We start from the raw sequence: 21,811 nt of genomic DNA, 5'->3' as shown, positions 1-21,811 counted from the left end.
TTTAGCGACGAGGGCCTCAAAGGATCTGAGGCCCGAATCGGTCAGTTCGGTGGGTCCCGTTCAACTGTGCGGCGCGATGATCCTGAGCCATGGCCAGCGAACCTGATAACTTCTGGCCTTCTGATCGAACAAGTCCGGCCTGGGATTGCCTGGATTGATTCGAAGCAGCCCGTGCTCTGTGTCGGCCAGGCCGTTGGGGGCATAGACCTCGCCGGTGGCGACATCCCAACCGATGCAGGTGCCGGCAACCAGATAGCGATCGATCCCGTCCCTGGCTGACTCAAGCCTGGGATAATCCCCGCCGAACCGCTGGCTGTACCACAGGTGAACGCGAGCCTGATTCTTGACCTCAACGTTGACGTCGAGATCATTGAACAGCTGCCGGGCTGACTGGATGACCTCATTCTCTGCTTCCCAGGACAGATCATCATCGAAGTAAAAGACGTCGTAATCCTTCACTCCCCACTCTGGCGGTCGCTGTGACCGATGATTCCAGACGGCCTGGAACAGGCAGCCGGCCGTGAGCATGCATTGGTTCAAGCCAAGCTTAGGCAAGCGTGTGTAAATTTCTGCGTTGACCGGATTGGTCATTGCGATCCTGACCAGGCTTTCGGCAGTCAATGTCATCTTCATCCCTTCCCTATCGATCTGATCCTGGCGACCGACAATACCCCCGGTGCTTTACAAATTCACCAAAAACACCGCCCTTCGCCAACTGCGGCTTTCGGCCAGTCAGGCGCCAATCATGGGTCCTTCAAGGGTATGAAGTCGGTACTGACTATGTGGATGACACTTTTGAAGTGAGCCGCCGCCGTGCCTGCCCCGATAATCGATAGCTTACTGACGAACGGTCGAGGTCAAGCATGACGAGCACAAATACGGAACAAGTCAGCCCGCAAACACTGAGAAGAGTGATTGTCGCCGCCGGCATCGGCAACTTTGTCGAGTGGTTCGACTTCGCCGTCTATGGCTTTCTGGCCACGACCATCGCCCAGCAGTTCTTCCCCAGCGGCGATGCCAGCGCCGCGCTGCTCAAGACCTTTGCGGTGTTCGCCGTGGCCTTCGCGTTTCGGCCCCTTGGCGGGATTTTCTTCGGCATGCTGGGCGACCGGATCGGCCGCAAGCGAACCCTGGCGATGACCATTTTGCTGATGGCTGGCGCGACGACCCTGATCGGTCTGCTGCCCACTTATGCGGCGATCGGGGTCATGGCGCCGATTCTGCTGTCGCTGATCCGCTGCGCCCAGGGCTTTTCCGCCGGGGGCGAATACGCAGGTGCCTGTGCCTACCTGATGGAGCATGCACCGAGTGACAAACGCGCCTGGTACGGCAGCTTCATCCCGGTGTCGACATTTTCCGCCTTCGCCGCGGCCGCCGTGGTGGCTTACGCGCTCGAGGCGTCATTGTCGGCCGAAGCCATGGGCAGTTGGGGCTGGCGCTTGCCGTTCCTGATTGCTGCGCCGCTGGGCCTGGTGGGGCTTTACTTGCGCTGGAAGCTCGACGAGACACCGGCATTCCAGGCGGTGACCCAGGAACATGCGGTCGCCCACTCGCCGCTCAAGGACACCTTGCGCAACCATGGGGCGGCGATCTGTTGCCTGGGTGCCTTCGTGTCACTGACCGCCCTGTCGTTTTATATGTTCACCACCTATTTCGCGACTTATCTGCAAGTCGCCGGTGGCCTGAGTCGCGCAACCGCGTTGCTGGTGTCACTGATTGCATTGCTGTTCGCTGCGGCGATCTGCCCGCTGGCCGGGCTGTATTCGGATCGGGTCGGGCGACGCATGACGGTGATGACGGCCTGCGCGCTGTTGATCGTTGTCGTGTATCCATCGTTCCTGATGGCCAGCTCCGGCTCGTTCGCAGCGTCCGTCGTCGGCGTCATGCTCCTGGCGATTGGCGCGGTGTTGTGTGGCGTGGTGACGGCGGCCTTGCTCTCGGAAACCTTCCCGACCCGCACTCGATACACCGCCTCGGCGATCACGTACAACATGGCGTACACCTTGTTCGGCGGCACCGCGCCGCTGGTGGCGACGTGGCTGATCAGCACCACCGGCAGCAACCTGTCGCCGGCGTTCTACCTGATCGCGATCGCATTGCTCGCGCTGGCGGGTGGGCTGGCATTGCCGGAAACCTCGAGGATTTCCCTGCATGACGTGGCGGCGCAGGAGAAAGCCGAAGGCGTGGGTGCATCCGCCTGACACACGAAACGGGCCGGCAGGTGTCATGCCAGCGAGGTTTCCCTCAGCGGCCTTTGACTGGCGAGCAGAACCCTGCACAATCGCCGCTTGCCAGCGATGGTCGTTAACGATAACGCGTGGAAGCTGGATGAACGCGGCGCGCTTGAGTCCATCGCCAGCAAGCTGGCTCCTACAGTAGTTTCAGCGTGGGCAGGGTCCCTTGTGGGAGCTGGCTTGCCTGCGATGGTCGTTAACGATAACGCGGGTGAGCTGGATGAACGCGGCGCACTGGAGTCCATCGCCAGCAGGCTGGCTCCTACAGTAGTTTCAGCGTGAGCAGGGTCCCTTGTGGGAGCTGGCTTGCCAGCGATGGTCGTTAACGATAACGCGTGGAAGCTGGATGAACGCGGCGCGCTTGAGTCCATCGCCAGCAAGCTGGCTCCTACAGTAGTTTCAGCGTGGGCAGGGTTCTTGTGGGAGCTGGCTTGCCTGCGATGGTCGTTAACGATGACGCGTGTGAACTGGATGAACGCGGCGCACTGGAGTCCATCGCCAGCAAGCTGGCTCCTACAGTAGTTTCAGCGTGAGCAGGGTCCCTTGTGGGAGCTGGCTTGCCAGCGATGGTCGTTAACGATAACGCGTGGAAGCTGGATGAACGCGGCGCGCTTGAGTCCATCGCCAGCAAGCTGGCTCCTACAGTAGTTTCAGCTTGGGCAGGGTCCCTTGTGGGAGCTGGCTTGCCTGCGATGGTCGTTAACGATAACGCGGGTGAACTGGATGAACGCGGCGCACTGGAGTCCATCGCCAGCAAGCTGGCTCCTACAGTTCCCCGGGAATGCGTAAAGAATCTTTTTTCGACAGGACGTCACTCGTGCAACGGATTGTTATTCTGGGCAATGCCGGCAGCGGCAAATCCACCCTCGCCCGCGCCCTCGGCAAGCATCTGGGCCTGCCCGTGGTACACCTCGATACTTTGTTCTGGGAGCCCGGCTGGATCGAACCCGACGCGGAGCAGTTTCGCGCGCGGGTCAGCGCAGCGATCGCAGCGGATACCTGGATTTGTGAAGGCAACTATGCCCGGCGCACCTTCGACCTGCGCCTGCCCCGGGCCGACCTGATCATCTGGCTCGATACGCCGCGCCTCACCTGCTTCGCCCGGGTGATCCTGCGCAGCGTCATGAACCGTCCTCGCCCTGACCTTGCAGCCGGCTGCGCAGAGAAGCTCGACCGGGCGTTCCTGACGTTCCTTGGGTTCGTGTGGAGTTTCGATCGGGGCTACCGCCCGGGCATCGAAGCGGTGCGCATGGCCACGGGCCCGCGGATTCCTGTGGTGCATTTGCGCAATAGTCGGGAGATTGCCGCCTTTCTCCATGGCTTGCCCGCAATGCCTGGAACCTGCCTTGAATAGAGGGGCGACGACATCCGTCACCCGAGGTTATACGTCGCGCTCCGAAACCGACTCAATTGGACGTCACGCATGATTCCACAGCGATATCGTGAATTTGTCATGAAATGAAAAGAAATTGTCGTCAGATGAATCTCCGTCAGCCTCCCCCCTCCATAAATTCCTCTTCGGGCCCGTTCTGTTCTATAGGCTCAACATCATAATAATAATCCGAGGGGTCGCATCGTATGCGCGTGAATTTGCCCGTAACCGAGCATGAAAGAGTATTTCCCGCCGAACAACGATTGATCTCCACGACCGATCTCGATAGCCGGATCACCTACTGCAATGAGGCCTTTGTTGCCATCAGCGGTTTCACCTACGACGAATTGGTGGGCCAGCCCCATAACCTGGTTCGACACCCCGACATGCCTCCCGGGGTATTCATTCACATGTGGCACACCATCAAGCAAGGCAAACCCTGGATGGGCATTGTCAAAAACCGCGCGAAGAATGGTGATTTCTATTGGGTCAGTGCCTACGTCACGCCCATCCATGAAAACGGACGCCTGAGCGGTTACGAGTCGGTTCGTTCACTGCCCAGCCGCGACCAGGTCCGTCGGGCTGCAGCACTCTATGCACGGATGCGGGCCGGCAAGCCCATCGTTTCCCTGAAAACGCGGATTTCCCGGCCACTGCAACACGGCTGGCCGTTGCTGATCGCTGGCGCAGTTTCATTGCTCGCCGAGCAGTGGCTGCCCGATTCGGCGGCACAGGGGCTGATGGTGGCGAGCCTGTGTATGGCCTGGTACCTGATCGAGTCCCGGCATCGCAAAGCCATCGAGCGCACCCTGGCCGAGCATCCGAAAGCCTTTTCCGATCCGTTGGTCGCGCTCACCTACAGCGACAATCATGGTCCCCAGGGTCGCCTGGACATGGCCATGGTCAGTGAGGAAGCGCGCTTGCAGACCGCCCTGAGCCGACTCGTCGATGCCGGGGTCAATGTCAAGGCCAAGGCCGCGCAGTCGTCCGAACTCTCCGGTTCTCAGGCGCAGTCGCTTGATCGTCAGCGCAGTGAAACCGATCAGTCTGCCGCCGCCATCTCACAGATGGCCGCCACCATCCAGGAAGTTACCCAGAACGTCATCAGCACCGCGCATGCCGCGTCGCAGGCCGACCAGTTGACGCGCGAGGGCAGTGAACTGGCCCGGCAAAGCCTGAACGCCATGGAAACCATGCATGAAGCGGTCAACGAAATCGGCAAGGCGGTCAACGCATTGGCGAGCGAAACGCAATCGATCGGCAGTGTCGTGGATGTCATCACGTCCATTGCCGAACAGACCAACCTGCTGGCGCTCAATGCGGCGATCGAGGCGGCCCGGGCCGGTGAGCAAGGTCGCGGTTTTGCCGTGGTTGCCGACGAAGTGCGCTCCCTTGCACAACGCACTCGCACCTCCACCGAACAGATCCACGGCATCATTGCTTCTCTGTACGACGGTGCCGATCGCGCAGTGTCAACGGCCAGCCGTGGCGAGCAGATGTCCCGCGAAAGCATGCAGCGTGTCGAGGCGGTGCAGTCGGCGCTGGTCGGCATCAGTCAGGCCGTCACCCGGATTACCGGAATGAGCCAGCAGATGGCCTCGGCGTCAGAAGAACAAAGTCACGTGGCTGAAGACATCAATCAGCAGATCACCCGTATTGCCCAACTCTGTGATCACAGCGCCGGGCAGGCCAAACAAGGCGCCGCGATCAGCCAGGACCTTGAAGCCATGGCCGACTACCTGCACAGCCTGGCCGAGCGTTTTAACCGTTAGTAGCGACAGGGCGATTCCTGCTTCGCCGTGGTCCTCGCCCATTGAAGCGGCTCCGAACCAATGGCATCACCTGTGGCGAGGGAGCTTGCTCCCGCTGGGGTGCGCAGCGCCCCCAAAAAGAGGGACTGCTGCGCAGTCCAGCGGGAGCAAGCTCCCTCGCCACAGCTACGGCAATGCATAGACCCTGAACAGTCTCTTCACGGTAAGGTTGCTGCCGCCCAGATACTGGTCGTAGGCCTTTTCCACAAAGCCCGAGTAATAGGCTTCACTCAGGGCCGTATCGACCAGCAGGCGGAAGTCTTCGTCGTTGCGATCGACCATCATCGCCACCGGCGAGTATTCGAAAATGCGGTCCAGGATCATCAGGTTCCTGGCCGCACCTTCCTTGGCGATTTCGTTTCGCAGCAACATGCGTTCGGAGAAAAAGGCATCGGCCTTGCCCTCGGCGACCAGCTTGACGCCCTCGTCATTGTTGGCCACGGTCACCAGCGAGGCGATCACGTTGAGCAGGCGCATCCGCTCGCGAATCCAGTCTTCGGTCACCCCGCCCTCGAGGGTCGCGTAGGTCTGGTTGGCCAGGCCATTGTTGATGCTGGCACGCCAGGTCGGGCCGGCAGTGGCGACCTTGCCATTGAGCACATTGAGCAAGGGTTCGGCCGCATCGTTGCGCACCACGACCGAGAGGCCGGCGGTGTAGACCGGGATGGAGTAGCTGATCATCTTGCGCCGCTCCAGGGTGGGCGCGGTCGGCGTGCAGAGGATATCCACCTTGCCCTGGCTGACGGCGCTGACCTGATCCGCAACCGTGACCGGCAGATAGTGCACTTGCAGGTCGGGCAGGCCCAGCTCGCTCTTGAGCTTGTCGGCGACTTTCAGGCACAGATCGATGGCATAACCGCTGGCCTTGTCGCCTTCCTGCTTGCTGAAGGGCGCCAGGTCAGGCAAGTAGCCCAGGGTAAAGGTGTGGCTGCTGCGCACGCGTTCAAGGGTGTTGGCGCCGGCCACCAGCGGCAGCGTCAAGAGTGCGAAGGCAAACAGCAGTCTGGTGGTTGTGGCAAATGGTACGTTCATGTCCGGTTTCCCCGTATGCAGATGTCTATGCAGTCCTGATGGCTACGCCTGAGGGTTTGCGGCCCTGGCCTGATTGGTCGCTGGCACTTCGGTGAAGCGCTTGGCGAGGAATCCGTAGAGCAGGTAGCCGACAGCGAGTACCAGGGTGCCGCCCATCACCGCGTCCTTGCCGCAGGCATACAGGGCGTACAGGGAGTACGTGACGGCAATCAGCAAGACCACCACGTTACGCGTGCGAATCGCTGACGAGACCCCGGCCTTGTGCATGATCACCAGCAGGCCGGTCAGCGCAGTGATATAGGGGATCAGGTTGGTGACCGCGGCCAGGCTGACCAGCTTGCTGAACTGCGCGGCGGCGTCGGGCGAGATGGTCGACAGGGCCATCAGGGTTTGCAGCACGCCGCAGACGATCATGCCGACGACGGGCGCATTCATCGAGTTGACCTTGCTGAACAGCTTGAGAAACAGGTTCTGGTCAGCCGTCATCTTCGCCGTTTGCGCCAGGGTGAATTGCCAGCCCAGCAGCGAGCCGACGCAGGCCATGACCGCCAGGGCCATGACGATATTGCCCACCATCGGATTGAATATCGTGGCGTAGACCAGCGCGAAAGGCGCCGAGGACTTGGCCAGCTCGGCGTTGGGAATGATGCCCTGGATGACGGTGGTCGACAGCACATAGACCACGGCAGCGCCGAGGGTACCGAACAGGCAGGCCAGCGGTACGTTGCGCTTGGGGTTTTCCACGGCATCGGTGGCCTGGGCTGCCGACTCCATGCCCAGGAAGGCCCACAGGGTCAGGGGAATGGCTTTGCTGATGGCTTCGGAAATCGGCAGGCTGTTGGGGTTCCAGGCGGCGGCCAGCACATCGGGCTTGAACCAAAACCAGCCGATGATGCTCAGGCCCGCGACCGGAATGATCACGCCCCACACAGTGAATGCACCGATCTTGCCGGTGATGCCCGGGCCGCCGAAGTTGGCGAAGGTGGTCAACCAGATCAACCCGATGGTGCCCACGCACAAAGGAATGGCACCCGTGCCCAGCCAGGGCACGAAGGCGGTCATGTAGCCCACCGCCGAAATGGCCACGGCCACGTTGGCGATGGCCAGGGACAGGAAGTACAGGTACGAGCAAAGGAAAAAACCCGACTTTGAGTGGGCCTCTTCGGTGTAGGCGGACAAGCCGCCAGAGCGCGAACAGAAGACCCCGCATTGGGCAAAGCAGTAAGCGATGGCCATCGAACCGATCGCGGTGAAGATCCATGACAGTAGCGAGACGGCACCCAGTTGAGCCATGTTGGTGGGCAACATGATGATGCCCGAGCCCATCATGTTGACCGTTACCAGCGTCGTGAGCCCCATCAGGCCCATTTTCTTGCTTGAATCAGCCATCGCAAACTCCTTGCCTTGTTCAGAGTTTTGAACCTGGGCCTGGCGACGTACAGCACGGGGCCGGACAGTGGGATCAGACCTTGAGCCTGTAAACGCAACGCATCGCTGACAGCGATTTTCAAGACGTTCATAACCGGTATTTCTCGGTCTGTCCGACGTTGAAGATCCTGGGACGAGTATCAGGGCAAGCATCATTTCCCGGGGCCAGGAGCGATTGCCTTATTGGGTATAGTTCAAATTCAAGATCTGTTACTTCTTTAGGTTGCCTCCAACCTGTGGGGTGCTGCTCATCCAGCCGCCAGGTGCGTCCTGTGCAACCTGTAACGGGCAGGTCCCCGAGCAATTTGAGCCCAGTGCTCTTGACCGAAGTGTCGTCATCCATCGGCCTCTGGACACGGGCTTCAACAATGGGCGGTCAGTGCAACGCCGCACTCGGCAGCCCTGTTATTGTGACGCTGGGGTGGATGACTTATCCGACACCCCTCGCTACCCTTTCGCACCCGGGTGCCTGACAGCGATTCAGGCCAGACCACATTCCATCCAGACGAACGAAAAATGAAATCCTCCGCAGGTTTGCTGTTGTCGGGTATCGAACTGGACCGTGCCAGTTCCATCCCCTTGTACCGCCAACTCTACTTGCAGATTCGCAAACAGATTCTCAGTGGCAGGCTTCAGGGTGGCGTGCGCCTGCCGTCCACGCGGACCCTGAGCAAGGAGCTTGAGCTGTCGCGGATCAGCATCCTCAATGCGTTCGATCAACTGATTGCCGAGGGTTTCCTGACGTCGCGGACCGGGGCCGGGACCTATGTCGGCCATGAGTGGGAAGGCCGCGGTATTGATGACGAGCAGCCGCGCCAACCGCCTCGCCTGTCCGACCTGAGCCAGTCGATGCTGTCGTTGCGCAGCGATCATTTTCGCGGTGTTTCCTATGCCGACTGGGCGACCGGCACCCCGACCTCGTTCCTGCCCAGTCACAGCGCCTACGATGCGTTCCCGCAGTCGGTCTGGAAGCGCCTGTTGAACCGCCATCTGCACAAGCCGACCAAGGCCATGCTCGGCTATGGCGAACTGCAGGGCTTGCTGGCCCTGCGCGAGGCGATTGCCGAGTACGTCTTCGACGCCCGCGGCATTGATTGCAGTGCCGATCAGGTGGTCATCGTGTCCGGCGCCCAGCAAGCCTTCAACCTGCTGGGCATGCTGTTGCTCAATCCGCAGGACAGCTTCTGGATGGAAGATCCGGGGCATATCGCGGCGCGTATTGCGCTCCAGGCCCAGGGTGGCCAGGTCGTGCCGTTGCGTATCGACGAACAGGGGATCGACGTCCGGCAAGGCCTGGCTGTGTGTCCTGACGCCCGCCTGGTGTTTACCACGCCGTCTCGCCAGCATCCTTTGGGCGTCACCATGAGTTATGCACGACGCCAGGAACTCATCGACTGGGCCGCGCAGAATCAAAGCTGGATCATCGAGGACGATTGTGACAGTGAGTTTCGCTACAACGGCCGCCCCCTGCCCGCGCTCTATGCCATGGACCAGTGGGCCCGGGTCATCTACGCCGGGACCTTCAGCAAGGTGCTCTTCCCCTCGCTGCGACTGGGGTACGTGATACTGCCGCACGCCCTGGTCGAACCCTTCTGCACCCTGCGGGCGGTCATGGATCGCAGCCCGCCTACCCTGCTTCAGGCCGCCACCGCGGACTTCATGCGCGAAGGCCACTTCCTCGGCCATATCCGCCGCATGCGCGCCCTGTACCAGGCTCGCCAGCAGGCACTGGTCGAACAGTTGCAGAAACAGCTCGGGACTTTCTTCAGGATCACCCCGGTGGAAGCCGGCATGCACCTGATCGCCTGGTTACCCGGGCATCTCGATGACGACGCCCTGGCCAGGGCGCTCGGCCAGCATGGCATTCATACCTATCCCCTGAGCGACTACTGCGTCGAACATGTCTTGCCGCCGGCGCTGCTGATCGGCTTCGCCAGCACCCCCGAGGACCAGGCCCAGGCGCGGGTCGAAGCGCTGGCCCAGGCCCTGGACAAAATGGGCTACCTGCAGCCGGCCACTTGACGCCGGGCAAGTGGTCTTATGATTTAACTGATAATGGATCTATCGAGAGTTCCTGACTGGCGCGATAAAGGCTGCGCCGGTAGACCCGGTGTCTGAACCAGGAACGACTCGAATGAACAATAAGATCCAGGAACGATTCAACGCCTTGCTCAGCCATAAGGCTGTCGAGGCCGAGGCTCCCCCCCTACTGACGGAGGCACTGGCCCGCCAGTTGCTCGACCGACTGGCGCAACTGCGCCTGTTTGCCCATGCCTACCCCTTGCTGACCAACTTGACCCACGGCCGTGTCACCCCGGGCGACCTGCTGGACTTCGCCTATCGCCACGAACTCCAGGGCCTGAGCCTGCACCTGCTCGACGGTGAGGAAAACAGCCTGAGTCAAATGACACCCACGCAGCTTCAGGTGTTTGCAGACAAGGCCAAAACACTCGGGCTGGATGTGCATCTGGAAATCAGCAGCACCCTGAAAAAGGATGTCGATCAAGTGATCGCCATCGCCAAGGCGCTGGGCACCCGCAACATCCGTGTCTACTCACGCTACGAAGGGGCGCTGTCGCGGGTCATGGACGTGATCGAGTCGGACCTGCACTACCTCGCGCAACAGGCAGACGAACACGACCTGTTCTTCGACTTCGAGCAGCACGAGGAACTCAAGAGCGGCGAGATCGCGCAACTGCTGAGCCGGCTGAACCACCCTCGCCTGCACGCCTTGTTCGACTTCGGCAACATGATCAATGCCTGCGAGCAGCCCCTCGCGGCACTGCGCACCCTGGGTCCGCACATACGCCAGACGCACCTCAAAGGTGTGCGCATCGTGCCTGAGCAAAACGGCTTCGGGCATTACGGCGTGCTGCAGGGCAGTGACGAAGACGACCTGCCCAGCGCTCGCCTGTTGTTCGAACTGTTGATGCTCGGCGAATCAACCCCGCAGGTGATCGCCTTCATTCTCGAGCAGGAAAACCATTACGTGGCACCGGCGTTCCGCCAGCTCGACGAAGCCGCCGACCCGTTCATTGCGTACCGGGAAATGAGTGAAACAGCGCTGCCGCAAGGCTACTCGCTGGAGCGAATGCTGGCCGATGAACACCGTTGGGCAAACAACCAGGTCGCCTATGTACGAGGTCTGCTGGCCGAGTTCCGAACCCTGGCCGAGTTGACCCTGGCCCATTGCGCTGACGCCTGAACCTGATGTGCCGAACGGCACTGCCTACCCAATCAAGCCTGGAGAACAATAATGACATCCCAAGACAAGGCCAAATGGCTCAGATTCCTGATTCTCATCCTCGGTGGCGGCACCATCTACAAGCTGGCGAACCTCAAAGACGCCTTCTACATCCCCATGCAGGAATTCATGGGGCTGTCCCACACTGAAATCGGCGTGCTGCTGAGCGCCAACGCCATCATCGCCACCGCGCTGTTCGTGGTGGGCGGCATGCTCGCCGACCGTTACGACACGCGCAAGCTGATCCCCCTTGGCCTGATCGGCACCGGGGGCCTGGGGCTTTACCTGGCGACCTTTCCGCCCTTCAGCAATCTGCTGGTTGTGTTCTGCCTGCTGGCTGTGTGTGCCGACTGCCTCTTCTGGCCTTCGCTGCTCAAGGCCATCCGCAACCTGGGTGACGACAAGGAACAGGGGCGCCTGTTCGGTCTGCTCGAAGGCGGGCGTGGCGTCATCGATACCCTGGTCGCGTTTTCTGCGCTGGGCGTCTTCGTCGCCATGGGCTCCGGTGAAAACGGCTTGAAGTCGGCGATCCTGTTCTACTCGGTCATCGACATTCTTGCCGGTACCCTGACCTGGCTGTTGCTCAAGAGCGGCAAAACCCAGTCGACCGCCAAGCCGAAGAACGGACTGTCGAACCTGCTCGAGGCCATCAAGGTGCCGGGCATCTGGCTGGTCAGCCTCAACGTGTTCATGGTTTACATCGTGTACTGCGGCCTGACCTACTTCATTCCCTACCTCAAGGAAATGTACGAACTGCCCGTGGCCCTGGTGGGCGCCTACGGCATCATCAACCAGTACTTCCTCAAGATCCTCGGCGGCCCCGCTGGCGGCTTCATTGCCGACAAACAGTTCAAGAGTTCCAGCCGTTACCTGAAGTGGGCATTCCTGGCGTTGTTGCCGCTGATGGGCGTCATCATGCTCATTCCGAAAAACCCGGGTTTCATCTACGCAGGCATGGCAGCCACCCTGTCCTTCGCGCTGATTGTGTTTTCCATGCGCGGTGTGTTCTGGGCACCGATGGGTGAAGTCGGCATTCCCCAGCACATCACGGGCTCGGCCTTTGGCATTGGTTGCCTGATCGGCTATGCGCCGGGCATGTTCGCCTACGTCATCTATGGCGCGATACTCGACCACTTCCCGGGTCAACAAGGCTACAACTACGTCTTCTCGTTGATGAGTCTGCTGGCCATTGTCGGGTTCATGGTATCGAGCCTGCTGTATCAAGCGGTGCGCAAGAACGCCACGGTCACTGCCGAGGTCAGCGCCGCGCAAGCCTGAACATAGGCCGGGTTTATCCAGTGCACACGCGTTATCGTTAACGACCATCGCTGGCAAGCCAGCTCCCACAAAAGACCGCGCCGACGCGGAAAACTGTAGGAGCCAGCTTGCTGGCGATGGACTAAAGTGCGCCGCGTTTATCCGGTGCACACGCGTTATCGTTAACGACCATCGCTGGCAAGCCAGCTCCCACAAGGGACCGCGTCCACGCGAGAAAACTGTAGGAGCCAGCCTGCTGGCGATGGACGCCAGTGCGCCACGTTCATCCAGTTCACACGCGTAATCGTTAACGACCATCGCCGGCAAGCCAGCTCCCACAAGGGACCGCGTCCACGCGAGAAAACTGTAGGAGCCAGCTTGCTGGCGATGGACTCCAGTGCGCCGCGTTTATCCGGTGCACACGCGTTATCGTTAACGACCATCGCTGGCAAGCCAGCTCCCACAGGGGACCGTGCCCACGCTGAAACTGTCGGATCGTCATGCAGTGATCTACTGTCAGTCATGGGCTTGGCGTCAATCTCCAGATTTGCGTTGAACTGCCGGGTTTCCAACCGACCTGTCTCGATGATCAGGGAACCGGACCTATGGCAAAAAATGCAAAAGCGGAATCCGAAAACCAGACGTTCACCGCGCAGCAAGCCGAGGTGCTGGACCAACCTGCTCCTGTTGGCGATATGAATCGCAATGGCCTCTGGCGTACATGGATCAGGGGCCGGACGCGCAAGCTGAGTCACTCGACCCAGTTTGTCATCGCCGCTGCGGTGATCCTGGGGCTGACCATGTTTTTCGTCGGCAATCTGGTGAGTGTACGCATTGAAAGTGCCGCGGTTCATAGCGCAGCAGAAGCAGGCGCTCAGTACATGGATACGTTTCTGGAGCCCTTTGTGCAGGAGTTGAGCCGGGACAACACCCTCTCGGCAGCAAGTGTCCAGTCCCTGGACCGCCTCACGGAAAGTCGCTCGCTGAAACAGCACATTGTCTCGATCAAGATCTGGCGAGCAGATGGCACGGTGGTCTACAGCACGAACAAAGACATCACCAACGTTCAATTCCCATTGGATGAGATCGCCGAGGCACTGAAGGGCAAAGTGGTCACCGATCTTCAAGAACTGACCCAGGATGAGGACGCGTTCGAGCGCCAGCTCAACGTCCCACTCTATGAAATCTACGCGCCCCTGCGGGATTCACGCTCCGGGAAAATCATCGCGGTGGGCGAATTCTATGAAAAGGCCGACAGCCTCAGGCGCGAGATCAATCGGGTCCGGGAAGAGGTATGGGGGGTCGTCGGCGCCGCGACACTGGCCATGCTGACCCTGCTTTTCTTCATCGTGCGACGCGGCGACAAGATTATCCAGCAACAGCAGGTGGCACTGCACTTGCGGCTGATCGAACAAACCCGTTTGCACATCAGCAATGCTGAACTCCAGCACAAGATGGCAACGGCTACCCAGGAGTTTTCCCGAGTCAACGAACTCACCTTGAGGCGCATTGGCGCAGACCTGCACGATGGGACCGCGCAGCTATTGACCTTGATTCTGATCCGGCTCGACGACCTGGCCGAAAACTGCACGGCGGTCGATCAGGAATCCCTGGAAACCATCCGTGCCGCCGCCACCGACGCATTGCGTGAGGTCCGCGATTTATCACGTGGCCTGGCACTTCCGGAAATCAACGACGTGAGCCTGGTGGAAGAGTTGCAACTGGTGGCGCAACGGCACGAGCAACGCACTGGCACCAAGGTCACATTGACCCTGGGGCAGCTACCGAAGGCCGCGCCATTGCCGCTCAAACTCTGTTTGTACCGGTTTGTGCAAGAAGCCCTCAACAACGCTTACCGGCACGCCAACGGCGAGGGCCAGGTCATCCTGGCGAAGTACATAGATGGCGTATTGAACATCAGCGTCAGGGACAGTGGTCCAGGCATGGCGGCGGACGCGATGCAGTTCGAGAAATCAGGTAGAACCCGATTGGGTCTCGCCGGTTTGCGTTATCGCGTCGAATCGCTGGGCGGGTTGTTCAGTATCGACTCCTGCGACGCGGGTACGTCGGTCAATGCGCAGTTCAAACTCTAGTCAGACGCCGCTTCAGCATCCATTGTCGCTTTCGCCGCGCCGATGTGAAGGTGCCCGATCGCTTCACGCTCCCGGTAGTGGCGCAGAGCCGTGACCGCTTCGACTCGATTTCGCGCGTTCAGCTTCTGCATCACGCAGCCCATGTGGTGCTTGACGGTTTTTTCGCTGATCAACAGCCTTTGCGCCACTTCCCTGTTGGTCAGCCCCTTGGACACTTCACGAATAACCTCCTCCTCGCGGTGGGTCAAATCGAACTTGCGGGTTTCCGCTTCGTGCTTGTTGATGTTGCTCAGCAGTTTGTTGGCAAACTCGGGGGTGATATACGATTCACCCTTGGCAACCGTCCTGATCGCCAGGACCAGTTCCGGCCCGCTGACACCTTTCAACACATACCCGCGCGCGCCGGCCTCCAGTGCCAGGAAGGCATCATCCTCGGACTCCGAAACCGTCAGCATCAGCACCCTCACATCCGACAGCTGTGTGCAAATGAACCGCACCGCGGCGAACACGTCGCCCGGCATATTGACGTCCATCAACATCACGTCCGGACGCTCCTTCTGCGCAATATCCATGGCCTCCTGCGCATTGGAACCTTGCTCCACGACCTGAAGATCCGCCCGTTTTCTCAACGTATTGGCAACGCCTTCACGCAACATCGGGTGATCGTCGGCAATGCCGATGCGAATGAATGGGCTCATGAGACGCTCCCGCAAGAATAAGCATTCGGATACACATTGATTAATAGCAGGGAACCCGCGAAGCCGCCGGTCATCAGTCGTATGTACCGGGCTCCAGGCGTCGGGATATCAGACTTAGGTCGGATGCAATCAGAACCGGAACAAACAAAAAGTCTTGCAAAACACTTTATATTTATATTCCAACCCTTTGTTTTTCATGTGTTTTAGCATATAAAAAACAGAGACTTTCATAAAATCCGGATCCGTCTTCATTCCGACCAGCAGTCGCCCTGCGACACTTGGGTACAGGCAACCACAGCACCCGGCATCACCAGCCCCTACGTCAAACGCGACAAATTTCCAACGTGGCGCGTAACCCGCCAGCGATACGGTTCTCCAGTCTGATCTGTCCACCCAGGCGATCGGCAATGGCCTTGACGATGGTCAGCCCCAACCCTGCCCCCTGATCGTTTGCGCGACTGTAGAACCGCTCGAAGAGCCGATCACGATCCTGCTCATCGATACCCGGCCCCTCATCTTCGACAGACAGTTCGTAGCCGTTTCTCTTTTCGACCAGCTTTACCGTGATCACTCCGTGCCGGGGGGAGAAATTCACCGCGTTGGTGACCAGGTTGTTCAAGGCAATGTCGATGGCCGCAGGGTCGACCCTCACAAGGCCGATGTTGTCGCCGACATCGAAAACCAATTCAAGATCCTGGCTCAACAACCAGGGTGTCAACTGAACCAGGCTGTCGCGAACCGTGGCTGCCAGATCTATAGGTACAGGCGGTTGCGCACCTGCTTGAGGCTCGATACGAGCCATCGTGAGCAATTGATTGACCAGCCGGCTGGTACGGTCCACTCCGGCAATCAAGTGCTCGAGCGATGCACGACGCTCTCCTTCGCTCCCCGCTTCCATCAGGTTCTGCGCATGCACCCTGAGCACGGCCAGTGGTGTGCGCATTTCGTGGGCGGCATCCGCGATAAAACGTCGCTCACGCCCCATGACGTCCTGAATCTGCGCAAGCATACGGTTAAGGGCTGCCTGCATCGGCTCAAGCTCGGTAGGCAGCGGCGTCAATTGCAGGGGTTCGAGTGAACCGGGCTGCCTCGCCCGCAGTGTTGCAGCCATGTTGACCAGAGGTTTCAATCCCCAGCCGATGGCCAGCCAGAGCATGGCGGCCAGTATCAAACTCCCCAGAATGTTAGGCCACAAGGTGTGGCGTACGATGCGGTCCACCAGGTCCGTTCGCACGTCGTCCCGTTCCCCCACCCAGATGCGCAGGTTGTTCTGCTTGTCTTCAAGCAGGAAGGCGCGCCAGTGCCGGTTGTTCAGGTCGACGACATCGCTGAAGCCTGGTGTGACCGGGGGTTGGCTGAAGGACGGAGAACTGGCGGTATGTACCAGCACTTCATTCCTGGCATTCCAGACCTGAAACGCAATCTTCGTTTCATACGGATGCCCGTCGGCCCTGGGCGTCGCCTCGTTCAGGGCCTGGTTGAAAGCCCTGTACAGATCTGCGTGATCCTCGCTCACCATGGGCATACGCATGACGCCTTGCAGCAGGCGAGCATTCTGGGCCAGTTGGGCATCATAGACTTCGGCAATTTCATGGTTGCTGTCGTGCAGGTTCAGCACGCTGATCACCGCCAGACCTGTGAGCATCAGGCCAATGATCAGGGTCAGGGTGCGACGCCGGATCGAGGTCATGGACGCTCCTCCACCAAGTATCCGACACCACGGACGGTGCGAATCAGATCGGTGGAGAGCTTCTTGCGCAGGTGATGGATGTGCACTTCCAGCGTGTTGCTTTCGGCCTCCTCGCTCCAGCCGTACAGCAACTGCATCAGATGATCGCGAGTCATTACCCGGCCCGGTGGCGAGAGCAGTTCGTGGAGCAACTGGTATTCCTTGGGTGTCAGGGCCACCGGTTCGCCCTTGTAGCTGACTTGCTGGGTGCCGGGGTTGAGGCTGATGCCCGCGTGCTCGATCAGCGATTGCCCACGCCCGGCGCTGCGCCGAAGCAACGCACGTAGGCGCGCCTTCAATTCTGCCAGGTCGAAGGGCTTGATCAGGTAGTCATCGGCGCCGGCATCCAGACCGGCGATGCGGTCTTCGGTGGCATCGCGCGCCGTCAGGATCAGCACCGGCAGGTTGGAGCCGCTGTCACGCAAGCGCCTGAGCACTTCGAGACCGTCCATGCGTGGCAGGCCAAGGTCGAGCACCGCCAGATCAAAGATTTCACTGCGCAGCGAGTGCAAGGCACTGTTGCCGTCCTGCAACCAGTCGACGGTATAACCTTCACGGCGCAGGGCCTGATGAATGCCCTCGCCGAGCGCCACGTCATCCTCTACGAGTAATAAACGCACAGGGTCTCCTGTCAGCCGAGTTTCTTGTTCACGTCCACCAACAACGCTTCGATCTCCTTGCGGCGCCCGGCATCAGCGCTCTCGCGGCCAGGTCGGGGCGCAGCCTGCAAGGCTTTTTGCAACGCTGCCCTGGCTTCGCCATAGCGCTTCTGACGGTAGAGGTGATCGCCCCAGAAGTACAGGCTGTCGATGCCGTTGGGGTTTATTTGCAATGCCAGCTTGAGCAACCGCTCGGCCTTGTCCGAATCGCCGAAACCGATGGGCCAGCCCGGTACACGGTCATACAGGGCCCCCAGACTGGTATAGGCTGAGCCTTGCAGGGCCTTGGGGTCCAGGGCCAGGGCTTTTTCCAGATCGGCTTTGGCATCCTTGACCTTGCTCAGCGCACCCAGCCCACCCTGGGCACCCGCCCAGCTACTGGTGACGATGCCAGACCAGATCCAGGCCTCCGCCACCGTTTGGCGTTCCTGCTTGAAGCTCGAAGCCTGGGCGGCCAGCTTCTCAAAAGCCGCGGTGCGTTGTCCCTCGGGCAACTCGTATTGAATGTGCGCCCAGCTTTGCTGGATACCGTTGAGACGCTGCTGGTCGGCAGCATCCAGCGCCCAGGCGCTCTGGCTCAATGCGCCCAGCAGCAGACAAGCGATGATCTTTTTCATGGTTCGAGATTCTCCTGGTCGGGATTCTGGCTCAGGCGGCGGATCAGTGGCAGTTGTTTGCGCAAACCACGGTCCACCAGATGGGGCAGGAGGCTGTTCAGGCGTACAAAAAAACGCTCGGGCCAGCCCAGGTACAAGTCGCGACGGTCACCGGCAATGGCGTGAGTCACCGCGGCCGCCACGGTTTGCGGATCGTCGACATTGGTTTTGAGCGCATCATTGAGCGCTTGGGCTGCCGGGCTGTTCATGCCGGTACGGGTCGCGCGCGGGGCGACGTAGAGCACACTGACCCGGGTGTCCGCCAACTCTCGGCGCAGGGCTTCGGAGAACCCGCGCAGGGCAAACTTGGTGGCGCAGTAACTGGCGTAGCCTGGGTAGCCAATGGAGCCATAGGTCGAACCGACGTTGACCACCATGGCACTGTCGGCTTGCTTGAGCAGCGGCAACATCAGTTTTGTCAGGCACATCGGCGCACTGATGTTCACCGCGAGCATCGAATTGATCTCACTGTCGTCGAGCTGTTCGAGCATGGCGAAATGGTTGACCCCGGCGGCATTGATCAGCAGGTTGATGCCGCCGATGTTCTGGGCCCGCGCCAGCACCTCGCGGCGGTCGGAGAGCAACGTCAGGTCTGCACGGATCCAACACAGATTATTGGGATAAAGCTCGAACAACGGCACCAGGGGTTCCCGATGGCGAGCCACGGCCAGCACCTGGGCACCACTGGCGCACAGTGCAGTGGCGATGGCCAGGCCGATGCCGCCGCTGGCACCGGTCAACACGACGCGGGCTTCAGACAGGCGCATGCAGGCTCTCCCCGTTACGTGGCAAGCCACGAAACATATCGGTGTAGAGCCGGTACACCACTTTGGAGGCATGAATGACGGCGGCCTGGTCTTGCGGGTCATCCAGCGTGTCCATCAGTCGACGGTAGGTCTGCATATGTTCGATATCGAGCGAGCCGTGGGAACTGAGGTAGCTGAAGGCGCTTTCCGGCAAGCCCAGGCGCTGGCGAATACTGTCCGCGGCATGGGTCGCCAGGGCGATGCTCGTGCCTTCGAGTACGTTGACCATGCCAAACAGTCCCACCGGATTGTCCCTGGCAATCAGGTCATAGAGGAAGCTGACCATCAGTTCGATCGGCAATGACGGGCGCCCGTCCCGTACAGCGTCCCTGTCACCGCCGCAGGCTTGAATGTCATTGAGTACCCATTGTTCGTGGCCGTATTCGTCCTCGATGTATTCACATACCGCTTCGCGCAGCCATTCCAGACGCAATGGCAGGCGCGCACCACAGGCCATCATCAACGGCACGGTATGGCGCACGTGGTAATAGGCCTGTGCCAGAAAGGCCCGGTAACTTTCCAGGCTGACATCGCCCTGCAGCGCTTCACGGATGATCGGCAGGTTGAACAACTCATTGCGTTCTTGCTCAGTGGCTTGTTGCAACGTGTCAAAAAAACTCATGATGCGGATTCCTCGGAAAATGCAGATTCGGTCAATTGCCGCCGGTAGCGCTCGATGATGGCGTCACGGCGGGGCCGGCCATTGGCGGTGAGCAAACCGTTGGTGACGGTAAAGGGTTGGTCGAGCCGACTCCAGTGGCGGACCTGGGCGTACTCGGGCAAGGCCTCGTTGGCTTGGGTCACGGCGGCGGCCAGTTGTTCGTCGCTACAGTCCGGTCGATGCGGCCAGAGCAGCGCATGGTTGTGAGGCATCGCCTCGCCATAGACGAAGGCCTGGGCGACAGGCCCGCGCTGAGTCAACTCGGCTTCCACCCACTCGGGGTTCACGTTGCGCCCGAAACTGGTCACGAACTGATGCTTCTTGCGTCCCTTGAGGTAGAGAAAACCTTCGGCGTCGAACTCGCCGAGATCGCCGCTAGGCAACCACTGGGCGGTGTGCGGCGCCTCTCCCAGATAGCCCAGCAAGGTTGAACCCTTGATCAGCACTTCTCCGTCATCCGCCAGGCGAATCTCCACATGGGGTAATGGCCGTCCGACACTGCCGGGGCGCCGTGCTTGCGGGCGATTGAGGCACACCACCGATGCGCATTCCGACAGCCCGTAACCCTCGTAGACCGGTACACCCACGCGTTGAGCCCGATACAGGAGATCTTCACTGACCCGGGCACCGCCCACGGCGGCAAAACGCAAGTGCTGTGGGTCGAAAGCCTTCTGCTCGGCAGCAGCGACCAGCATCAGCAACAACTGCGGCACCAGAACCAGGCTCTGAGGCGAGCGGCTGGCCAGGCATCCCAACAATTTCGGCACCTCCACACCGCTGGCGCCTGCAATCCCCAGGGTTTTCTGGCTGGGCAGGCTCAAGGTGGCCCCGGCATACAGTGCGGCGTAACAACCGATGTTCTCCAGCAAAATGGCCAGCGGCAGCAGCGCCAGGTGGTGTTGCGGGTCAGTGGGTTTGCTGGCCTGATCCAGCTCGCGAGCGACCCGCAGAATGCTGTCGGCACTCAGGCACACGCCCTTGGGTGTGCCTGTGGTGCCGGAGGTGAAGGTCAACTTGGCGGTGCCGTCAGGCATCCGGTTCGGGCCACTGAACGTGCGGTGCCAGAACTCGCCGCACTTCTGATATCCAGCGGCTTGCAGTTCGTCCTGCAATGGCGGTTCGGCAATGACGTGTTCGGCCTGGCTTTGCTCCAGGCAATGCTTGCGTTGCGCCGGACTGAAAAACGGTGGCAAGGCTACGCAGGTCAAACCCTCGAACAGCGCGGCCAGGTCCCACAGCATGGCCTCGATACCATTGTCCAGTGCCAGGGCGACCACCCTGACCCGCTCATCGCGCAGGCGCTGCTGACGATAACTGACCTCGGCAAAGAGCGTGGCGTAGTCGAGCTTGCGATGGTCATCCCACAAGGCAATGGTGTTGGTTTTTTGCTCAGCATGATGACGCAGGGTCTGTTTGAAACGTTCCATTTCAGGCGACATGGCAGGCCCCTTCAATGGAGGTCGGCAAGCCCAGGCGACTGAACAGGCCCGTGTTGCGTAAATGAATGAAACCGGAACGAATATTGCCGAAATGAACCCACGGTTTGCTTTCGTAGTAACTGCCCCAGGCGTGGCGGTCTTCGCCAAGACGCGCCGGGTCGGCAGCACACAGGGTCACGGGCTTCAAGCCAAGACGATGAAAGCTATTGACCAGCCCCAGGTTTCCAGTGAAAGCGACCCATTCCAGCCCCCCCATGGCCAGCAGGTAAGTCATCGCGATGATGCTCATCCGTGCGCTGCCCGTGTCGCTGGCAGCCAGGTTGCCGACCTCGATGATGGCTGAGCGGCTTACGGTCTGGTCGGCCGCGGTACTGATCAGCGCATCGATCGCCTCGTCCAGGTAACCTTCCAGAAACAGCGGTCCGTCGCTCGCCAGACGCACGCCAACCACCGCACAAAGCGTGCCGCACGCATCGCTCATGCCAAACAGCTCCGGCATGAAGTGACGAACATCGGCACCGTGGGACCTGCGAAACCGTTGCTGGATAAAGGCTTCGAAGACACCCCTTTGCGGGGCGTCCGGCAAGGCCCTGACAAGATGCATCTGCTGTGCTTCGGTCAGGCCAAAGCGCAGTGGCAACTGAACGTTCCAGTTGAAATCGGACATTGAAAAACATCTCCCCGGATCAATT

The 21,811-nt window shown here is 60.2% G+C and carries 17 protein-coding genes and 3 pseudogenes; 8 read left to right on the top strand and 12 right to left on the bottom strand.

The window, feature by feature from the left end:
• Window positions 1-60: 60 nt before the first annotated feature.
• A complete protein-coding gene (locus tag BSF40_RS17785; protein ID WP_256585697.1) occupies window positions 61-627 on the bottom strand; it encodes a nucleotidyltransferase family protein in 567 nt (188 codons plus the stop codon).
• A gap of 236 nt (window positions 628-863) precedes the next feature.
• Between BSF40_RS17785 and BSF40_RS17780 the strand changes: the two genes are divergently transcribed.
• The 4 genes and pseudogenes from BSF40_RS17780 to BSF40_RS33550 form a co-directional block, all read left to right on the top strand.
• Complete coding sequence (locus BSF40_RS17780) at window positions 864-2,201, top strand: MFS transporter (protein ID WP_095966058.1); 1,338 nt, start codon at window positions 864-866, stop codon at window positions 2,199-2,201.
• An 850-nt stretch (window positions 2,202-3,051) separates the two neighbouring features.
• Window positions 3,052-3,588: an AAA family ATPase gene (locus BSF40_RS17765; RefSeq protein WP_095966055.1), complete on the top strand. Its 537-nt coding sequence runs from the start codon at window positions 3,052-3,054 to the stop codon at window positions 3,586-3,588.
• A 224-nt stretch (window positions 3,589-3,812) separates the two neighbouring features.
• Window positions 3,813-4,091 (top strand): annotated as a pseudogene (locus BSF40_RS33555) (PAS domain-containing protein); the annotation flags it as partial.
• A 312-nt stretch (window positions 4,092-4,403) separates the two neighbouring features.
• Window positions 4,404-5,378, top strand: a pseudogene (locus tag BSF40_RS33550) (methyl-accepting chemotaxis protein); the annotation flags it as partial.
• Between the two features lie 165 nt (window positions 5,379-5,543).
• Here BSF40_RS33550 and BSF40_RS17755 read toward each other — a convergent pair.
• The 3 genes and pseudogenes from BSF40_RS17755 to BSF40_RS33090 form a co-directional block, all read right to left on the bottom strand.
• Window positions 5,544-6,449, bottom strand: coding sequence for an amino acid ABC transporter substrate-binding protein (locus tag BSF40_RS17755; protein ID WP_095966053.1), 906 nt, complete (start codon window positions 6,447-6,449; stop codon window positions 5,544-5,546).
• Between the two features lie 42 nt (window positions 6,450-6,491).
• Window positions 6,492-7,838 carry a putrescine-ornithine antiporter gene (gene potE, locus BSF40_RS17750; protein ID WP_095966052.1) on the bottom strand — a complete coding sequence of 449 codons (1,347 nt, stop codon included), beginning with the start codon at window positions 7,836-7,838 and terminating at the stop codon, window positions 6,492-6,494.
• Between the two features lie 301 nt (window positions 7,839-8,139).
• Window positions 8,140-8,250 (bottom strand): annotated as a pseudogene (locus BSF40_RS33090) (DNA/RNA non-specific endonuclease); the annotation flags it as partial.
• A 143-nt stretch (window positions 8,251-8,393) separates the two neighbouring features.
• Here BSF40_RS33090 and BSF40_RS17740 point away from each other — a divergent pair.
• From BSF40_RS17740 to BSF40_RS17720, 4 genes are all read left to right on the top strand, one after another.
• Window positions 8,394-9,899, top strand: coding sequence for a PLP-dependent aminotransferase family protein (locus tag BSF40_RS17740; protein WP_095966051.1), 1,506 nt, complete (start codon window positions 8,394-8,396; stop codon window positions 9,897-9,899).
• 112 nt (window positions 9,900-10,011) lie between these two features.
• Entirely contained in the window at window positions 10,012-11,082 is a 1,071-nt protein-coding gene (locus BSF40_RS17735) for a sugar phosphate isomerase/epimerase (RefSeq protein WP_095966050.1), read from the top strand.
• A 51-nt stretch (window positions 11,083-11,133) separates the two neighbouring features.
• Window positions 11,134-12,399 (top strand): nitrate/nitrite transporter, encoded by a 1,266-nt coding sequence (locus BSF40_RS17730; protein ID WP_095966049.1) that lies wholly within the window; start codon window positions 11,134-11,136, stop codon window positions 12,397-12,399.
• Between the two features lie 584 nt (window positions 12,400-12,983).
• A complete protein-coding gene (locus BSF40_RS17720) occupies window positions 12,984-14,471 on the top strand; it encodes a sensor histidine kinase (protein WP_095966048.1) in 1,488 nt (495 codons plus the stop codon).
• Here BSF40_RS17720 and BSF40_RS17715 read toward each other — a convergent pair.
• The 8 genes from BSF40_RS17715 to BSF40_RS17680 form a co-directional block, all read right to left on the bottom strand.
• Window positions 14,468-15,169, bottom strand: a complete 702-nt coding sequence (locus BSF40_RS17715) for a response regulator transcription factor (RefSeq protein ID WP_095966047.1) — start codon at window positions 15,167-15,169, stop codon at window positions 14,468-14,470. The genes BSF40_RS17720 and BSF40_RS17715 overlap by 4 nt on opposite strands.
• Before the next feature lie 322 nt (window positions 15,170-15,491).
• On the bottom strand, window positions 15,492-16,859 hold the full coding sequence (locus BSF40_RS17710) for a HAMP domain-containing sensor histidine kinase (RefSeq protein WP_095966046.1): 1,368 nt from the start codon (window positions 16,857-16,859) through the stop codon (window positions 15,492-15,494).
• The gene (locus BSF40_RS17705) at window positions 16,856-17,518 is read right to left on the bottom strand and encodes a response regulator (RefSeq protein WP_095966045.1); all 663 of its coding nucleotides are present in this window, start codon (window positions 17,516-17,518) and stop codon (window positions 16,856-16,858) included. Before BSF40_RS17705 ends, BSF40_RS17710 begins: the two co-directional genes overlap by 4 nt.
• 11 nt (window positions 17,519-17,529) lie before the next feature.
• A complete protein-coding gene (locus tag BSF40_RS17700; protein ID WP_095966044.1) occupies window positions 17,530-18,174 on the bottom strand; it encodes a tetratricopeptide repeat protein in 645 nt (214 codons plus the stop codon).
• The gene (locus tag BSF40_RS17695; protein WP_095966043.1) at window positions 18,171-18,980 is read right to left on the bottom strand and encodes an SDR family oxidoreductase; all 810 of its coding nucleotides are present in this window, start codon (window positions 18,978-18,980) and stop codon (window positions 18,171-18,173) included. The genes BSF40_RS17700 and BSF40_RS17695 overlap by 4 nt, the downstream gene beginning before the upstream one ends.
• Window positions 18,967-19,641: a TenA family transcriptional regulator gene (locus tag BSF40_RS17690; RefSeq protein WP_095966042.1), complete on the bottom strand. Its 675-nt coding sequence runs from the start codon at window positions 19,639-19,641 to the stop codon at window positions 18,967-18,969. The genes BSF40_RS17695 and BSF40_RS17690 overlap by 14 nt, the downstream gene beginning before the upstream one ends.
• Window positions 19,638-21,119 (bottom strand): AMP-binding protein, encoded by a 1,482-nt coding sequence (locus tag BSF40_RS17685; RefSeq protein WP_095966041.1) that lies wholly within the window; start codon window positions 21,117-21,119, stop codon window positions 19,638-19,640. The genes BSF40_RS17690 and BSF40_RS17685 overlap by 4 nt, the downstream gene beginning before the upstream one ends.
• Window positions 21,109-21,786, bottom strand: coding sequence for a thermostable hemolysin (locus BSF40_RS17680; RefSeq protein WP_095966040.1), 678 nt, complete (start codon window positions 21,784-21,786; stop codon window positions 21,109-21,111). Before BSF40_RS17680 ends, BSF40_RS17685 begins: the two co-directional genes overlap by 11 nt.
• Window positions 21,787-21,811 lie beyond the last annotated feature (25 nt).

Source organism: Pseudomonas sp. ACN5, assembly GCF_002303975.1.
Classification (GTDB): Bacteria; Pseudomonadota; Gammaproteobacteria; order Pseudomonadales; family Pseudomonadaceae; genus Aquipseudomonas; species Aquipseudomonas laurylsulfatiphila.
This window is presented reverse-complemented; position numbering and strand designations above follow the sequence as displayed.

Bases quoted from the DNA above. Each gene is read 5' to 3' on its own strand.
- BSF40_RS17680 (WP_095966040.1), bottom strand. From the start codon at position 21,786: ATGTCCGATTTCAACTGGAACGTTCAGTTGCCACTGCGCTTTGGCCTG.
- BSF40_RS17710 (WP_095966046.1), bottom strand. From the start codon at position 16,859: ATGACCTCGATCCGGCGTCGCACCCTGACCCTGATCATTGGCCTGATG.
- BSF40_RS17685 (WP_095966041.1), bottom strand. From the start codon at position 21,119: ATGTCGCCTGAAATGGAACGTTTCAAACAGACCCTGCGTCATCATGCT.
- BSF40_RS17755 (WP_095966053.1), bottom strand. From the start codon at position 6,449: ATGAACGTACCATTTGCCACAACCACCAGACTGCTGTTTGCCTTCGCA.
- BSF40_RS17695 (WP_095966043.1), bottom strand. From the start codon at position 18,980: ATGCGCCTGTCTGAAGCCCGCGTCGTGTTGACCGGTGCCAGCGGCGGC.
- BSF40_RS17780 (WP_095966058.1), top strand. From the start codon at position 864: ATGACGAGCACAAATACGGAACAAGTCAGCCCGCAAACACTGAGAAGA.
- BSF40_RS17730 (WP_095966049.1), top strand. From the start codon at position 11,134: ATGACATCCCAAGACAAGGCCAAATGGCTCAGATTCCTGATTCTCATC.
- BSF40_RS17740 (WP_095966051.1), top strand. From the start codon at position 8,394: ATGAAATCCTCCGCAGGTTTGCTGTTGTCGGGTATCGAACTGGACCGT.
- potE (WP_095966052.1), bottom strand. From the start codon at position 7,838: ATGGCTGATTCAAGCAAGAAAATGGGCCTGATGGGGCTCACGACGCTG.
- BSF40_RS17785 (WP_256585697.1), bottom strand. From the start codon at position 627: ATGACATTGACTGCCGAAAGCCTGGTCAGGATCGCAATGACCAATCCG.
- BSF40_RS17700 (WP_095966044.1), bottom strand. From the start codon at position 18,174: ATGAAAAAGATCATCGCTTGTCTGCTGCTGGGCGCATTGAGCCAGAGC.
- BSF40_RS17720 (WP_095966048.1), top strand. From the start codon at position 12,984: ATGGCAAAAAATGCAAAAGCGGAATCCGAAAACCAGACGTTCACCGCG.
- BSF40_RS17715 (WP_095966047.1), bottom strand. From the start codon at position 15,169: ATGAGCCCATTCATTCGCATCGGCATTGCCGACGATCACCCGATGTTG.
- BSF40_RS17690 (WP_095966042.1), bottom strand. From the start codon at position 19,641: ATGAGTTTTTTTGACACGTTGCAACAAGCCACTGAGCAAGAACGCAAT.
- BSF40_RS17735 (WP_095966050.1), top strand. From the start codon at position 10,012: ATGAACAATAAGATCCAGGAACGATTCAACGCCTTGCTCAGCCATAAG.